Source organism: Candidatus Accumulibacter phosphatis (assembly GCF_012939955.1).
GTDB lineage: Bacteria > Pseudomonadota > Gammaproteobacteria > Burkholderiales > Rhodocyclaceae > Accumulibacter > Accumulibacter delftensis.
The window spans coordinates 16,843-32,426 of the sequence record NZ_SPMY01000053.1 but is presented as its reverse complement, the minus strand read 5'-3'; the positions used below and the strand labels follow the sequence as shown (position 1 = coordinate 32,426).

Below are 15,584 nucleotides of genomic sequence, written 5' to 3'. Positions count from 1 at the left end.
TCGTCATTGCTGGTCGTCAGTGCGCAGGTTCGTTCCGCAATCTTTTTTTTCGAGACTGGCGTTGACTCCGACCAGGGTGCTCCGCGCCGCCTGCAGTTCTTCGTTGACCTGAAGCAGCGAGCGGTTACGCGCTGAAACGACGCCGAAAAGGTCAATCAGCGCTTCGCTGAGCACCGCCTGCGCAGAATCTACCTTTGCTTCCCCTGCCCGCGTCGCGGCTTCGCAAGCCGAGAAACCGCTGGCAATCAGCCGCAGTTGCGTGGCCATCAGTTGATCGTCGACCAGGATGTGAAAGATCAACCAATTGCCCAGAAAGCGCAGCAACAGGCCGCCATCGATTTGGCCATTGGCATCGACCGCGCGGCGCATGATGCCGATTTCCTCGACGAAGCCGCGATGTGCTGTGACGTGCCGGCCGATACTCGCGGCACCCATTCCCGCCGCGCCCATCAACTGCTCCTCATCGCGAAAATGCGTCACCGCGTACGCTGCGAGACGATCGAGCAGGATTTCGACCTCATCGGCCAGGACCGGCTCCTGGCGCGCCAGCAGCGGTGCGACAGCGTTGATCAGGTCGACCAGGCCATGATGCTGGCGATCAACGAGCTCGATGCCGGTGACGAAGTGCGGACTCCAGTTGATGAATGTCATTGACGCTCTACTTTCTCGATGATCGGCTCGCGGCGACGGGAAACTCCGGCCGGCGGGAAGCCACGCGGACTCAAGCTCCTGTTCCCACGCCGGCCTGGCTGGCGTCGATCGGCAGGGTGATGCGAAAAGTCGTACCGCGACCAGGTTCCGAACGGAATTCGATACGACCATTGTGCTTGGCGACGATCCCGAATGCAATCGAGAGGCCCAGCCCGGTCCCTTTGCCGACCGGCTTGGTGGTGTAGAAAGGCTCGAACAAGCGTTTCTGGACCTCCGGCGACATGCCGCGCCCGCTGTCCTCGACTTCCACCCAGACCGAGCCGGCAGCAGCGGCGGCATCCGCCGAAGCGGCGTCTGTACCGGTGCGAATGACGATCTTGCCGCTCGTTTCGATGGCCTGTGCGGCGTTGACCAGCAGGTTCATGAACACCTGGTTGAGCTGCGAAGCCAGGCAGCGCACCGGCGGCAGCGAGGTGTACTGGCGCTCGACGTCGGCCTTGTACTTGAGTTCGTTCCAGACGATGTTGATCGTGCTCTCCAGGCCTTTCTCGAGATCGGTCCACTGCCAGTCGCTTTCGCCGACACGCGAGAAGTCGCGCAGATCGAGGACGATCTTGTGCACCCGTTCGAGGCCCTCCTTGCTCTCCTGGATCAGCTTCGGCAGATCTTCGACGAGATAGGGATGGTCGCTCGCTCCCTTCAGCCGGCGGACTTCGTCGAGGACGCCGGGACCTGCCAGTGCGGGCAACTGTTCCTCGACACGGCCATAGGCAGCATCGATGGCCAGCAGATCTTTGACGTACTCGGCAAGAGTACCGAGATTGGAATAGACGAAGCCGATCGGGTTGTTGAGCTCGTGCGCAACACCCGCCGCGAGCTGGCCGATCGCCGACATCTTTTCCGACTGCAGGAGCTGCAGATGAGCGTCTTCGAGCTTGCCGTTGAGTTCGGTCACTTCGGCGAGGCGGCGGGCCAGCGCGGCCTCTGCCCGTGCCCGCTGGACGACGCTCCAGACTGCGTTGGCGACCATTTGCACCGTCTCGACATCCAGGTCGTCGTAGGCAGCAATCCTGTTGCCTACGCCAACGATCATGCGCACTGCGCCGTGCTCGATGACCGGCACCGCGATCAGCCGCTGCAGCGGCGAATGCCCGTCCGGCAAGCCGCGCTTGGCCGCGTACGCGGCGTAATCGTTGAAGCACAGCGCACGCTTCTCGCGGCAACAATCGGCCCAGATTCCGGCCTCGCTGATCGGGTAGTGTCTGGCAAACATTGCGCGGCAGCCCTTGAGCGCGCCGGCGGTCCACGTCGACAGCTCGATAGTCTCCTGATCGTCGTTTACGAAGTGCAGGAAGCCGATGTCGCTGGCGGTCAGTTTTTCGATGCTCTCGATTCCGTAAGCGAGAAACTCCTTCTCCGGCAGCGTGCCGGCATGTTTGTTGATATCGAGCAGTGCCTGCGTCCGCTGTTCCAGGCGGCAGCGACGCGTCACATCGAGCGCAATGCCGCCAAGCAGCTCGGGGCCGTCGTCCTGCAGGATAGTGAACCTTGTCGTCTGATAGATCCGCCCAGCGTAAGCCAGCTCCGCAACTTCGGTCTCGCCGGAAGCCAGGACACGCTGATCGAGGCGGTCTATCGTCTCGCCAAGTTCGCCGGAAAAAAGCTCGCGGTTGCTACGGCCGACGATCTCCTCGCCGTAGAGGTTCAGTGCCGCCTGAAGGCCGCGGTTGGCGAACAGGATACGTCGTTCCTGATCCTTGATGGCGGCCAGGCCGGGCAGGTGGTCGAGGAAACTCTTCAACATCCCACGCACGCTGCGAGAATCCTGCTCGGCATTCTTGCGCGCATCAATGTCTTCGATAATCGACACGAAGTGCCTTGGCGAACCGTCGTCATTGCTGACCAACGAAACGCTCAAATTGATCCAGATACAACGACCATCCTTGCGAAGGTAGCGCTTTTCCAGGGTATAGCTGTCGATTTCCCCGCGCAGCAGGCGCGCGAGCTGTTCCAGATCCAGTGCCAGGTCGTCCGGGTGGGTAATATCCTGGAAACACAGGGTGAGGAGCTCCGTCTGCGAGTAGCCGACCAGCTGACACAGGCGCTCATTGACCCGCAGCCAGCGACCGTCGGGCGCGACGAAGGCAATGCCGGCAGCGGCCTGGTCTACGGCAGCACTCAGCGCGGCTTCGCTGGCGCGCAGCTTTTCCTCAATGCGCTTGCGGGGGGTGATGTTCTGCACCAGGGCAACAAAGTGGTCGATCGAGTGATCGGACCGGCGAATGGCCCGCACCGCAATGTAGGCATCGACGATCTCACCGCTCTTGCGAATGAAGCGCTTGTCTAGGTCGTAGGCATCGATTTCGCCGGTCAGCACGCGGTTGAAGTACGCGACGTCAACTGCCAAGTCGTCCGGGTGCGTGAGCTCTGCCCAGGTCATGCGTTGCAGTTCGTCGTGCTCATAGCCAAGAATATCGCACAGCGTTTGATTGATCCCCAGCCAGCCTTTTTCCGGCGATGTGGTGGCCATGCCGATCATCGCGTTCTCGAAAACACCGCGGAACAGTTGTTCGCTGGTCGCCAGCGCCTCCTCGTCAAGCTTCTGGCTGGTGATGTCGAGAACCGCGCCGGTAACCGTCTGCCTGGCAGCATCCGGCGCACTGAGCAGATGGGCGACGCTTTTCACCCAGCGCACACTGCCGTCGGCAGGCCGGACGATCCGGTACTCGACAGCAGGAACCTCGCGCTCACCACGCATGATGCCGCGGAACGCGAAATCCAGTGCCTGGCGGTCATCCGGGTGGACCAGCGCCAGCCAGCCCGGCCAAGTGTGCGGATATTCGCTGTTGGTACCGGCGATACTGTACAGGGCATCGCTGACGGCAAAGCGCTGGCTGGAAAGATCGTAGGAAAAAAGCGCCAGGCCGCCGACCTGCTGCGCCTGGCGAACCCATTCATCGCGTTCGAGCAGACTCGCCGTCATCGCCGACTGCTGCTTCCAGCTGCGGCTGAGCAGCCCGCCGAGGAGCGTACTCAGCAAGGCGAACAGAGCCATGGCGACGGAGCCCACGACGACTTTCCGCCACCAATCTGCCAGCGGAACGGCGGCCGGCTGACAGACGACCGCGGTGAAGCCATAGGTCGCGCTGCGTGCGTAGGCGAAAAGCTGCTCGCTACCGTCCTCACTCTTGACGAGGACAGTACCCGCCGGCGACAGCGCCAGGGCGTCACGCAATGCGCCGCTGGTCAGCGGTGCTCCGAGCCGCGCCGCGGCCGGCAAGGCGGGGGCCGCCGCGACCCAGCGTAGTTCCGAGTCCAGGAGCCAGACGCTACTGTCCGGTTCGGAAAACAGGCCGAAAAGCGTACTGCTGAGGTAGTCGACGGGAACCGACGCCACGGCGACACCGCTGAAGGGCGCGTCCTTTGCGCTCAGTCGCCGCGCCATCGCCAGCACCGTCTCCCCGGAGATGCGACCCGTCAGCGGCGGCGAGATCTGCAGGCCGAGCTGCGCATTGTCACGCAGGCGGATGAAATACTCGCGATCCGAGATGTTGACGCGGCCTGATGCACTGGCGTCAGGCGAGCGGATGATCTGGCCGTCGGCATCACTGATCGAGATGAAGCCTACCACCGGATGCCGGTCGCCGACACGCTCGAGCCAGCGGTCGAACTGCTGACGACCATGGGCCAGCTGCCCGGCAAACTCCTCGGCAACGACCCGCAGACTGAGATCGATTCCGCTGTACTGCCTCTCGACATCCTTGCTGATCAAGCGAACGACGGTCATCGCCTGGGACCGGAATTCCAGCTCCTCGCTGCGCCGCCAGTCTGCCAAGACATAGACCAGCGCGGCAGCCACCAGAACATTGATGCCCATGATGCCGACGACGAGGTAACGGATGAAACGCGGATCAGGCTGCCAGCCACGCCGCCACGCACCAGGAGCTGGGACGGGTTGGGAGGCCGCGGTGGAAGCGCTGCGTTGAGTCATCTTTCTGCCGTTATTTCCCGGTCTGGACTTGCGCCCGACGGAACCAGCCGCTGCCGGGGACGGCGACCGGAACGTCTCTCTCTAGGCGAGCTTGTTAGCTGTAGAGGGCTAGCATACGGCCAGCGAATCAAAAAGACCATCCCGGAGCACAGCGACGCTGTCCTGCCTTTAGCCACCGTCCTCCGCGCTGCCGCTGAGCGGTCGCGGCGCTGGCCGCGAACGCGGCGGTGACCAGCGCCACGCTCTCTGATAGAGTGCAGGACCAACATGGCGATGACCGAAAGAGCGCAGAAAGATGCTGAACACAGGTGCAATGGCGGGGCCGCGGATACGCGCCGGGATGGCCCCGAAAAGCGGGCGGCGAGCGCCGCTTCTGTCGCCGCGGCAAGCCAGGCCCTCCTTGTCGCCACAGCAATGAAGCTAAGTATCCGCCAGGGCCTGCTGCTGCTCATCGTGCTTGCCAGCCTGACGCTGGCCGCTGTCACCGGCGTCGGCATGTGGGGCACCTGGCGCGGTCAGGAAAGCTTGCGCCGCGTGCTGTTCGAAGAAGTCGAGCCGACGCAGCGCCTGATCGAGATCGACAAGCTGCTTAGCGGCCTGCCGGCGCGCTTTTATGGCGTACTCAACAACGATTTTGGCGTCCACGGGGTTCGCACCAGCCTGCTCGAGGCACAAAAGGAAGCTCCGCTGGCCTGGCAGCGCTACCTTCAAACGATGGCCGCGGTGGCCAGCATCGATGAGCAGAACCTGATCGATACCATCGACGGCGGCATGGCTGAACTGCCGGCAATGCTCGATCACTTCGAGCGTCTTCTCGCCGTCAACGACATGGCGGCAATCGCCCACCTCCTGAAAGAAGACTGGTGGGCCATACACCTGCAAGTCGTGACCCCGGTCCGGCAACTGATTGCACGGCAGCAAGAGCATGTCGCCGAGACCTACGCTACCGCCCAGGACGTCTACCGGCAAACGCTGCTCGGCACCGCGCTGTTGGTGACGATCGGCCTGGCGCTGTTCCTGCTGTTCGCGCGCCAGCTCTTCCGTTACGTGAACCACAAGCTCGGCGTGATCGAAGAGGCGCTGGGGCACATCGCCAAGGGCGATCTCGAAACACGGATCGGCGGCAGCCATCGCGGCGAGTTCGGGCGCATCGTGGTGGCGCTGAACCGCACCGCCGAGACCTTGCGCGAGGATCGCGCGGCCATCGCAATCCTGCAGCAGCGCCAGGCATCGATCCTGGAGTCGATGGCCGATGGGCTTTACGGTACCGACGCCAGCGGCCGCATCACCTACCTCAATGCCGCCGCCGAACGCCTGCTTGGCTGGAGCGCCGCCGAGGCCCTCGGCAAAGCGTCGCACCACCTATTCCACCACTCGCGGTCGGACGGAACGCCATATCCGGGCGAACAATGCCCACTCTACGCGACGCTGATTCGCCAGGAAGTGTGCTCTTCGGCCGAGGAGACGTTCTGGCGCAAGGACGGCAGCAGCTTTCCGGTCGAGTTCGCTGGCTCACCAATCGTTGCCGACGGACAGACCGTCGGCACGGTGGTCATTTTTCGCGACATCGGCCAACGCCGTGCAGCTGAACTTGCCCGGCGGCAACTGATCGCAGAACAGCAACAGCGCAACCAGCAGCTGAATACCCTCAAGGACGAACTGGCGCGCAAAGAGGAGGAACTGCGGCTGGTCCTCGAAAACCTGCGCGACGGCGTCATCACCATCGACGCCAGCGGTGTGATTCGCTCCGCCAACCCGGCGATCGGCGCCATCTTCCAGCAGCCGGCAAGCGCGCTGCAAAATGAAGATCTGCGGCTGCTGATTCCGCCCGACTACCGCGCAGCGCATGCCCGCGGGCTGGCCCGCCATGTGGCGACCGGTGAAGCGCACCTGCTCGGCCGACCAGTCGAACTCGAAGGACTGCGCGGCGACGGTTCGCGCTTTCCGATCGAGCTGTCGATCAACGCCTACAGCGTGCGCGGCGAGCGCTTCTATAGTGGCATCGTGCGCGACATCAGCGAACGCAAGCAGGCGGAAACCGCCCTGCGCAACGCCCTCGAGCAGGCACAGGAATACCTCGACGTGGCCCTGGCGGTAATGGTCGTCATCGACAGCGATCTTTGCGTTCGCCTGATCAACCGCCAAGGCTGTGCGCTGCTCGGCCTGAGCGAAGCTGAAATCGTCGGCAGCAACTGGTTCGATCGTTTCATCCCCGCGCCGGATCGCGAGTCCTTGCGCGGCAGTTTCGCAAACTGGCTGGCTGGCACGCCAAGCGGCGTGATCGCCGCGTACAATCACAACGACATTCTCACCGTCGACGGGAGGATTCGGCGCATGGCCTGGAGCAACGCGCTGCTGCGCGATGCTTCCGGCAGGGTGAGCGGCAACCTCAGTTCGGGCATCGACGTGACCGAGCAACACGCTGCCGAGTTGCAGCTGCATGCCACCATCGAGCGCCTGACCGAGATCAACTGCAAGCTCGAGGACGCGCAAAACCAGTTGCTGGAATCCGAAAAGATGGCCTCTATCGGTCAGCTGGCGGCGGGTGTGGCGCACGAGATCAACAACCCGGTAGGTTTCGTCAACTCCAACCTCGGCAGCCTCAAGAACGAAGTCCGTGACCTGCTGCGCGTGATCGACGCCTATGCGGCAGCGGACCCGATTCTCGCCGAGCATCCGGCGGTGATGGAGGCCATCAGCAAAGCCCGGGACGCGGCCGACCTCGACTACCTGCGCGACGATATCGGCACCCTGATCGACGAGTCGCTTGACGGCCTGCAGCGGGTGCGCAGGATCGTCCAGGATCTCAAGGACTTCTCACGCGTGGACAGCACGGAGTGGCAGTTCGCCGACCTCGAGGCCGGCCTGGAAAGCACCTTGAACATCGTCTGGAACGAGATCAAGTACAAGGCCGAGGTGCGCAAGGAATACGCCGGCCTTCCCGAAGTCGAGTGCATCGCGGCGCAGGTCAATCAGATCTTGCTGAACCTGCTGGTCAACGCGGCGCACGCCATCGAAGGACGAGGAACGATCACCCTGCGCAGCGGTAGTGACGCGCAGGCGGCATGGATCGAGGTCGAGGACAGCGGCGTGGGCATCGCACCGAAAAACCTCAAGCGCATCTTCGAGCCCTTCTTCACCACCAAGCCAGTCGGCCAGGGCACCGGCCTCGGCCTCTCGCTGGCCTACAGCATCGCCCAACGCCACGGCGGGCGGCTCGAAGCCAGCAGCCAGATCGGCGTCGGATCGAAATTTCGCCTGACGCTGCCGATACGGCGGGCGCCGACCGAGGCACCGGCAAGCGCCGACTCCAGCCAGACGGCCTAGTCGCAAGCGAAGGCAAACGGCCGGCCAGGAACAGGCCGGGAGCGAAGTGATCGCGGTCGCTGGCGGCCACCGTGATCAGGCGTGCTCGATCGGCGGCGCGACCTTGAAAACCTCGGCCAGGGTGCTTACGCCGGCAGCGACTTTCATCGCCCCCGCGATGCGCAAGGGCTTCATGCCTTCGCGGAAAGCGAGCTCGCGGATCTTGGCAATATCCTTGTTTTCACTGATGGCCAGCTTGACGTCCGGCGAGAGCGTGAGAATCTCGTACAGGCCGACACGCCCGAGGAAGCCGGTCATGCGGCATTCGAGGCAGCCCACCGAGCGGTGGAAACGCGCCGGACGATTGGCTTTCCACGGCGCGACCAGCTGATCCCACATCGTCTCCTCGAGCGCATTCGCCTCATGCTCCTGCTTGCAGTGTGGGCAGAGAATGCGCACCAGGCGCTGCGCCATCACGCCAAGCACGGTGGCGCTGAGCAGGTAGGACGGGATGCCGAGGTCGAGCATGCGGGTAAGCGCCGCCGGAGCGTCGTTGGTGTGCAGTGTGGACAGCACCAGGTGGCCGGTAAGCGCCGCCTGAATCGCCACTTCGGCGGTTTCGAGGTCGCGAATTTCGCCGATCATGATGATGTCCGGGTCCTGGCGCATCAGCGCCCGCACGCCCTGCGCAAAACCGAGGTCGATGACGGTCTGCACCTGCAGCTGGTTGAACGCCGGCTCGACCATCTCGATCGGGTCTTCAATGGTGCACACGTTGACCGCCGGCGTCGCCAGTTGCTTGAGCGTCGAGTAAAGCGTCGTCGTCTTTCCCGAACCGGTCGGCCCGGTGACCAGAATGATGCCGTTCGGCCGTTCCGACATCGTTTTCCAGCGCGCCTGGTCGTCGTCGGTGAAGCCGAGTTCGGTGAAGTCGCGGACCAGCACTTCCGGGTCGAAAATACGCATCACCAGCTTCTCGCCGAAAGCGGTCGGCAGGGTCGACAGACGCAGTTCGGCTTCCTGGCCTTCCGCGGTGCGCGTCTTGATGCGGCCATCCTGCGGCCGGCGCTTCTCGACGACGTCCATGCGCCCGAGAATCTTGACGCGATTGACCATCGCCGCCATGACGCTCATCGGGATCTGGTACACCTGATGCAGCATGCCGTCGATGCGGAAGCGGACGATACCGATTTCACGCCGCGGTTCGATGTGGATGTCGCTGGCGCGCTGTTCGAAAGCGTACTGCCAGAGCCAGTCGACAATATTGACGATGTGCTGGTCGTTGGCATCGAACTGGCGATTGGTGCGGCCGAGTTCGACGAGCTGCTCGAAGGACGACAGATTGCCGCTCGGACCACCCAGCTGTGCGGCCTTCTTGACCGAGCGTGCCAGATTGTAGAACTCGATCAGATAGCGTGCGACATCGACCGGATTGGCGAACACGCGACGGATGTCTTTCTTGACAATCGCGCGGATCTCCTTTTCCCAGTCGCGCAGAAAGGGCTGCGTCGTCGCCACCAGCACTTCGCGCGTCGTCACCTTCACCGGCAGGATGCCAAAACGCGTTGCGTAGGCACTCGACATGACTTCGGTAACCGCCGTGAAATCGACTTTCAGCGGATCGATATGGTGGTATTCGAGCCCGACTCTGGCGGCCAGCCAGCCACCCAGCACTTCGAGATTCAAGGGTCGCGGCGGCTCCTGCAGGGATTTCCATTTCTGGTCGGAAATGATCACCAGGGGATGCGCGGTGAGGCGATTGAGGCGACTGTCCCTGAGCAGCAGATCGGCGTCCGGCGGCTTGACCAGGCCGTCATCAACCAGCCAGCCGAGGAGCTCGGCGAGCGTCAGGCGATGATCGTAAACGGTACTGACGGTGGCTTCCGGCATGACGACTGTTCCTGGGCGATGATCGGCAACTATACCGGACAAGCTCGACGACAACCAATGGATGCCACAAGAGCGGGTAAGATACCAGCGCTGCCCTCGCGGGCCGCGGCGCCGCTGGCGAACGCCCCCTTTTCCAGTCTTCCCACCTGCCGGCGGAGCGAAAACTCCCACCGCCATTCCCCCAGGAGAACAACATGCAGAGGGCTTTACCGATCGTCACAACACTCGTCACCGCACTTGCCGCCAGCCTGTTCGCCATGCCGGCCATCGCCCAGGCGGGCTCCGGCAAGGACACGACGACGACCATGGATGGAACCAGCGCCGCCATGCAGGGTGCCGGCTATCGGCGGGGAATGCTTGGCACGCGCGGCCCATCCGACTGCAGCCTGACCAAGGATCCCGAACAGTGCGCCGCGCGCCGGGCCGCTCATCGCCAGGTTTACGAGGCCTGCCGCGACAAGGCGGGCAGCGAGCGCGAGCAGTGCCTGCACCGGCAGGCAGAGCAGATCGATTGCACGCAGGCGCGCATCCCGGCGCAATGCGCGCAACGCAAGATCGCCTACGCGCTGTGCAAGGGAAAAACCGGACCACAGTTCAGGAACTGCGTACTCCAGGAGACCCTGCCAGCAGACTGCAGCAGGGCCAGCGACGCCGCGGTTTGCCAGCGACAGGACAAGGCCCGCAAGCTGTGCGCTGCCAAAAGCGGTTCGCAACACAGACAGTGCGTACTCGACGTTCTCGGCATGGGGCAGTGAAGCCTTCTGGTTTGGCCTCGGCGCGCCCGTGTCCTGCGACATGCTTGACGAAGCCTTCGGCGACAGCTGCACGCAGCGCAAAAACCCTGTGGTGGGCGGAGTTCGCATGCGCCGTGCCGAGGCGCTCGTCGCCACAGCCGGCGCTCACGCCCAGCCACCGTCATTGCGAGGAGGCGCAGCCGACGCGGCAATCCAGTGCCATCCTCTCAATTGACGACCACGCCGCCGCCACGCAGCGCTACAGTAGCGCCGCGCGCCAGCGTTCGAGCTTGCTGGCGAAAGCCAGGGTGTAGGCCGGGCTGCTCGACGGCAGCAGCCGCGTTGCGTAGCCACGCGCCTGAAACCAGGCGGCAAGCTTGCCGGCCGTCTGGCCATTGAAACAGACCCGCTGCAGCTTCGGCGCGTCGGTCAGCAGCCGTGAAAAATCGTTGATTGCGGGCGACTGAATCGCCGAGTCGAGCGCCCCCTGGCGCTGGCAGCGCTGATAGACGTCCCAGACGCCGAAACCATGGCGCAACAGACATGACTGCCGCTCCGGGTAGTCGAGTTCGGCCAGGGGCTCGTCGAGAATGGAGGCGAGCAAACGCCAGAACTGGTTCTGGCGATGCCCGTAGTAACGCTGTGCGGCCAGCGATGCCGGCGACGGAAAACTGCCGAGGATCAGGGTCCTGACCCCGGCGTCGAGAATCGGTGGCAGGCCGTGCAGGATCGCTGCCGGCCTGCCGTCGGCGCTCACTTGCCGGCGCTACCCAGCGACAGGGCCAGCATCAGATCGTTGATGCGCTTGACGAAACCGGCCGGATCTTCGAGTACGCCGCCTTCAGCCAGGATCGCCTGCTCGAGCAGCAGATTGGCCCAGTCGTCGAAACGCGTTTCCTCGTACTTGAGACGCTGCACCGCCGGGTGCTGCGGGTTGATTTCGAGGATCGGCTTGCTGGCTGGCGCCTGCTGGCCGGCGGCCTTGAGGATGCGCTGCAGGTTGCCGCCGAGGTCGTACTCGTCGGCGACCAGGCAGGACGGCGAATCGGTCAGCCGGTGCGTGACGCGAACATCCTTGACCTTCTCGCCGAGCGTCGTCTTGACCTTTTCGATCAAGTCCTTGTACTCGTCGGCCGCTTTCTCGGCTTCTTCCTTCTCGGCCGCGTCCTCGAGCGTGCCGAGGTCGAGCCCACCCTTGGCCACCGACTGCAATTGCTTGCCGTCGAATTCGGTGAGGTGACTGGTCACCCATTCGTCCACGCGGTCGGAGAGCAGCAACACTTCGATGCCCTTCTTGCGGAAGATCTCGAGATGCGGGCTGTTCTTGGCAGCGGTAAACGTCTCGGCGGTGACGTAGTAGATCTTCTCCTGGCCCTCTTTCATGCGCGACACGTAATCGGCCAGCGAGACGCTTTCCTCGGTAGTGTCGGCCTGTGTCGACGCAAAACGCAGCAGCTTGCCGATGCGCTCCTTGTTGGCGAAGTCCTCGCCGACGCCTTCCTTGAGCACGCGGCCGAATTCCTTCCAGAAGGTGGTGTACTTCGCCTTTTCGGCGTCCTCATCGCTATCGGCCAGGCCTTCGAGCAGACCGAGAATGCGCTTCACGCAACCGCCGCGGATGGCTTCGATATCGCGCGACTGCTGCAGGATCTCGCGCGAGACGTTGAGCGGCAGATCGTTGGAATCGACCACTCCGCGCACGAAGCGCAGGTAGAGCGGCATTAGCTGCTCGGCGTCGTCCATGATGAACACCCGGCGCACGTAGAGCTTGATGCCGTGACGGGCACCGCGGTCGAGCATGTCGAAAGGCGCTTTCGACGGGATGTAGAGCAGCTGCGTGTATTCCTGCTTGCCCTCGACGCGCGCATGCACATGCGCCAGCGGATCTTCGAAATCGTGCGCCACGTGCTTGTAGAACTCGTTGTACTGCTCGTCGGAGATTTCCGACTTCGGACGCGACCACAGCGCCGAGGCCTGGTTGACCGTCTCGTCTTCGTCGGTGACCACCTGCGCCTTCTTCTCCTCGTCCCAGCTCTCCTTCTTCATCAGGATCGGCAGGGTGATGTGGTCGGAGTACTTGCGAATCGTCTCGCGCACTTTCCAGCTCGAGAGGAACTCGTCCTCGCCTGCGCGCAGATGCAGGACCACTTCGGTGCCGCGCTGCTCGCGATCAACCATCTCGATCGTGAAGTCGCCCTCACCGGCGGATTCCCAACGCACGGCCTGGTTGGCTTCGAGACCGGCACGACGCGAGGTGACGGTGACCTTGTCGGCGACGATGTACGAGGAATAGAAGCCAACACCGAACTGGCCAATGAGGTGCGCATCCTTGGCCTGATCACCGGTCAATGCCGAGAAGAATTCGCGGGTGCCGGACTTGGCGATCGTTCCCAGGTGTTCGACCGCCTCGTCCCGCGACAGGCCGATGCCGTTGTCGGCGATGGTGATGGTGCGTGCTTCCTTGTCGAAGGAGACCCGAATCCTGAGTTCGCTGTCGTCGCCGTAGAGGCCGGCATTGTTCAGCGCCTCGAAGCGCAGCCGGTCGCAGGCATCCGAGGCGTTGGAGATCAACTCGCGCAGGAAAATTTCCTTGTTGCTGTACAGCGAGTGGATCATCAAGTTCAGCAGCTGTTTGACTTCTGCCTGAAAACCAAGTGTTTCCTTCTGTTCACCCATTTAAAACTCCGTGAAAAATGTGGATTGAAAGTGCCGCGGCGACCCAAGCAGAGCCGTGCCGGCGCGCAATGGACCATCACGTGGGGGCAGTCGCCGCGATTTCAAGCCCTGCCGGCGCTGCCTGCCTGCGCGGCCGCTGCAGCCGGTTTACTCTTCGATGGCCACGTAGGCCACCGCCAGCACCTCGACCTCGCGTATTCCGGCAGGACTCTGAAAGCGCACCGTGTCGCCCTCGCGCGCCTTGAGCAGCGCCCGCGCCAGCGGCGACACCCAGCTGATCCGCCCGCGTGCGAAGTCGGTTTCGTCGACGCCGACGATCTGATAGGTCTGCTCCTGCCCTTCCTCGTCGGCAATGCTCACCGTGGCCCCAAAGAAAACCTGCTCGGTGCCCTGCCGCCCGGCCGGATCGACAACTTCGGCCAGATCCAGGCGCTTGGTCAGGAAACGAATCCGCCGATCGATTTCGCGCAGCCGTCGCTTGCCGTAGATGTAGTCGGCGTTCTCCGAACGGTCGCCATTCGACGCCGCCCACTGCACAACGCCGACCAGCTGCGGCCGCTCGATACGCAGCAAATGGTCAACTTCGGCGAGAATGCGTGCGTGCCCACCCGGGGTGATGTAGTTGCGCGTTCCCGGCGGCAGCCGGAACGAGGGATCGAGGCCCTGTTCCTGCTCCGCTTCTTCGCCGTCTGCCTCTTTGGTGAATGCCTTGTTCATGCTTCGTTTGAATGGTCCCGGGGCTGAGAACTCGCTGCACCGGCCTGGCCGTACGCCAGACGGTGCGTAAAAAAGAAAACGGCGCAGGTCCGCAAACCTGCGCCGCAATGACTGACTGCCGAGCGCTCGAGCGCCGGCAGCCGAATCAGTAGCCGATATTGAACGCCACCACGTCGATGCGCACGGTGTCGCGCCCGAGGGCCAGGGCCGTGTAGCGTGCGAAGCGCGTCGCCCAGTCCTTGCGATCGATGAAGCGCTGCTCGCCGCCGTAACGAGCCACATTGAGAATCTTGTCGATGATCAAGACCTTGCCCATTGGGTTGCTGGGTTCGCATTCGAGATCCGCGAACTCCTTGTCAAACCAGCGGCGCGCTTCTTCGGGAGACCCTGTAGCGAGTTCGGTATGAGGGAACTTGAACTCGTATTCCCTCTCCCGCCCAAACGAAACGATTATGTGATAGACCATCTGCCTCCTCCCGGGGGTACACCAAGGTTACAATTTGACCCTCTATTCTATTCGCAAAAAGCGCCACATGCCGCAAGTCCCCAGCGCTCGCGCCGAGTTTATCGTCGGCATGCGCGCCTTCGCGCCGCTGAGCATGAGTATCATTCCCTTCGGTGTGGTTTGTGGCGCCGCCGCCAGTACGGCAGGCATGACGCCGCTACAGGCGTCGGCGATGAGCTGGGTGATCTTCGCCGGATCGGCCCAGATTGCCGCCACGCAACTGTTCGCCAGCGGCGCGCCACTGCTGGTCATTGTGGCGACGGCGACGATCGTCAACCTGCGCTTCCTGATGTACGCCACGTCGCTGGCGACGCTCTTCCGCAGTCAGAACCGGCGCTGGCAAGCGCTGATCGCCTATCTGCTGACCGACCAGGCCTTCGGGCTGACCATCGTGCACCACACCCGGCACCCCGACCGGCAAGCGGACCTGCGCTGGTTCTACCTCGGCGTCGCCGGCGCGACCTGGTTGTCGTGGCAGCTGGCAACGATTGCCGGCATCCTCCTCGGCAGCCTGGTACCGCCGAGCTGGTCGCTGGATTTCATCGTGCCGCTGACCTTCATCGCCATGGTCGTGCCGCTGCTCGGCGACCGCGCGATGCAGCTGGCCGCTGCCGCCGGCGCTCTGGCATCGGTGCTGCTGGTCCTGCCACTGAAACTCAATCTGATCGGCGCCGCGCTGATCGGCGTCGCCGTCGGCGTCGCCGCCGAAAGACTATGGGTCAGGGCATGAGCAGCGTCAGCGGCGAACTCGCCGGCGAGCTGTTCGTGTGGTCGATGATCATCGGCATTGGCGTCGCCACCTTCCTGATCCGCTTCGCTCCCATCGCCCTCCTCGCCCGTCTCGAACTACCGGCTTGGCTGACCCGGGCCTTGCGCTACGTGCCGCCAGCGGTGATGGCGGCGATCATCGCTCCGCCGTTGTTTTTTGCCGATGGCGCGCCTACCATTGACGCCAACCTGCCGCGCGTCATCGCCGCCACCCTGGCAGCCGTGGTCGCCTGGCGAACGCACAGTACCTTGTGGACCATCGTTCTCGGCATGCTCGCCCTGTGGGGGCTGCAAGCCCTGCTCGGCTAAACAACCCGGACCCGCCTACCCTTACCCCTGACCCCTA

11 protein-coding genes are annotated in these 15,584 nt (G+C 63.5%); 4 read left to right on the top strand and 7 right to left on the bottom strand.

Features of this window, described 5'->3' with window-relative positions; translation table 11 throughout:
- Positions 1 to 3 precede the first annotated feature (3 nt).
- Together E4Q23_RS17415 and E4Q23_RS17410 are read right to left on the bottom strand one after the other, a co-directional pair.
- Positions 4 to 651: a bacteriohemerythrin gene (locus E4Q23_RS17415; protein WP_169067814.1), complete on the bottom strand. Its 648-nt coding sequence runs from the start codon at positions 649 to 651 to the stop codon at positions 4 to 6.
- Between the two features lie 70 nt (positions 652 to 721).
- Positions 722 to 4,642: a PAS domain S-box protein gene (locus tag E4Q23_RS17410; RefSeq protein ID WP_169067813.1), complete on the bottom strand. Its 3,921-nt coding sequence runs from the start codon at positions 4,640 to 4,642 to the stop codon at positions 722 to 724.
- A 414-nt stretch (positions 4,643 to 5,056) separates the two neighbouring features.
- Between E4Q23_RS17410 and E4Q23_RS17405 the strand changes: the two genes are divergently transcribed.
- Positions 5,057 to 7,969 carry a PAS domain S-box protein gene (locus tag E4Q23_RS17405; protein WP_169067812.1) on the top strand — a complete coding sequence of 971 codons (2,913 nt, stop codon included), beginning with the start codon at positions 5,057 to 5,059 and terminating at the stop codon, positions 7,967 to 7,969.
- A 75-nt stretch (positions 7,970 to 8,044) separates the two neighbouring features.
- On the opposite strand, the gene E4Q23_RS17400 is transcribed toward E4Q23_RS17405, so the two are convergent.
- Positions 8,045 to 9,838, bottom strand: coding sequence for a GspE/PulE family protein (locus tag E4Q23_RS17400; RefSeq protein WP_169067811.1), 1,794 nt, complete (start codon positions 9,836 to 9,838; stop codon positions 8,045 to 8,047).
- A gap of 194 nt (positions 9,839 to 10,032) precedes the next feature.
- Between E4Q23_RS17400 and E4Q23_RS17395 the strand changes: the two genes are divergently transcribed.
- On the top strand, positions 10,033 to 10,593 hold the full coding sequence (locus E4Q23_RS17395) for a hypothetical protein (protein ID WP_169067810.1): 561 nt from the start codon (positions 10,033 to 10,035) through the stop codon (positions 10,591 to 10,593).
- Between the two features lie 238 nt (positions 10,594 to 10,831).
- Here the strand turns inward: E4Q23_RS17395 and E4Q23_RS17390 are convergent, their stop codons facing one another.
- From E4Q23_RS17390 to E4Q23_RS17375, 4 genes are all read right to left on the bottom strand, one after another.
- Positions 10,832 to 11,302 carry a DNA-deoxyinosine glycosylase gene (locus E4Q23_RS17390; protein ID WP_169067855.1) on the bottom strand — a complete coding sequence of 157 codons (471 nt, stop codon included), beginning with the start codon at positions 11,300 to 11,302 and terminating at the stop codon, positions 10,832 to 10,834.
- Between the two features lie 23 nt (positions 11,303 to 11,325).
- Positions 11,326 to 13,248 carry a molecular chaperone HtpG gene (htpG, locus tag E4Q23_RS17385; RefSeq protein WP_169067809.1) on the bottom strand — a complete coding sequence of 641 codons (1,923 nt, stop codon included), beginning with the start codon at positions 13,246 to 13,248 and terminating at the stop codon, positions 11,326 to 11,328.
- Positions 13,249 to 13,395: 147 nt separating this feature from the next.
- Entirely contained in the window at positions 13,396 to 13,965 is a 570-nt protein-coding gene (gene greB / locus E4Q23_RS17380; RefSeq protein ID WP_169067808.1) for a transcription elongation factor GreB, read from the bottom strand.
- Positions 13,966 to 14,110: 145 nt separating this feature from the next.
- A complete protein-coding gene (locus E4Q23_RS17375; RefSeq protein WP_169067807.1) occupies positions 14,111 to 14,431 on the bottom strand; it encodes a hypothetical protein in 321 nt (106 codons plus the stop codon).
- A gap of 67 nt (positions 14,432 to 14,498) precedes the next feature.
- Between E4Q23_RS17375 and E4Q23_RS17370 the strand changes: the two genes are divergently transcribed.
- Positions 14,499 to 15,200 carry an AzlC family ABC transporter permease gene (locus E4Q23_RS17370; protein WP_169067806.1) on the top strand — a complete coding sequence of 234 codons (702 nt, stop codon included), beginning with the start codon at positions 14,499 to 14,501 and terminating at the stop codon, positions 15,198 to 15,200.
- Positions 15,197 to 15,547, top strand: a complete 351-nt coding sequence (locus E4Q23_RS17365) for an AzlD domain-containing protein (protein ID WP_248595542.1) — start codon at positions 15,197 to 15,199, stop codon at positions 15,545 to 15,547. Before E4Q23_RS17370 ends, E4Q23_RS17365 begins: the two co-directional genes overlap by 4 nt.
- The last annotated feature ends 37 nt before the right edge of the window (positions 15,548 to 15,584 follow it).

What these genes read in the sequence shown, in the direction of transcription:
- E4Q23_RS17365 (WP_248595542.1), top strand. Translation starts at nt 15,197, where the DNA reads ATGAGCAGCGTCAGCGGCGAACTCGCCGGCGAGCTGTTCGTGTGGTCG.
- greB (WP_169067808.1), bottom strand. Translation starts at nt 13,965, where the DNA reads ATGAACAAGGCATTCACCAAAGAGGCAGACGGCGAAGAAGCGGAGCAG.
- htpG (WP_169067809.1), bottom strand. Translation starts at nt 13,248, where the DNA reads ATGGGTGAACAGAAGGAAACACTTGGTTTTCAGGCAGAAGTCAAACAG.
- E4Q23_RS17415 (WP_169067814.1), bottom strand. Translation starts at nt 651, where the DNA reads ATGACATTCATCAACTGGAGTCCGCACTTCGTCACCGGCATCGAGCTC.
- E4Q23_RS17405 (WP_169067812.1), top strand. Translation starts at nt 5,057, where the DNA reads ATGAAGCTAAGTATCCGCCAGGGCCTGCTGCTGCTCATCGTGCTTGCC.
- E4Q23_RS17410 (WP_169067813.1), bottom strand. Translation starts at nt 4,642, where the DNA reads ATGACTCAACGCAGCGCTTCCACCGCGGCCTCCCAACCCGTCCCAGCT.
- E4Q23_RS17400 (WP_169067811.1), bottom strand. Translation starts at nt 9,838, where the DNA reads ATGCCGGAAGCCACCGTCAGTACCGTTTACGATCATCGCCTGACGCTC.
- E4Q23_RS17375 (WP_169067807.1), bottom strand. Translation starts at nt 14,431, where the DNA reads ATGGTCTATCACATAATCGTTTCGTTTGGGCGGGAGAGGGAATACGAG.
- E4Q23_RS17395 (WP_169067810.1), top strand. Translation starts at nt 10,033, where the DNA reads ATGCAGAGGGCTTTACCGATCGTCACAACACTCGTCACCGCACTTGCC.
- E4Q23_RS17370 (WP_169067806.1), top strand. Translation starts at nt 14,499, where the DNA reads ATGCCGCAAGTCCCCAGCGCTCGCGCCGAGTTTATCGTCGGCATGCGC.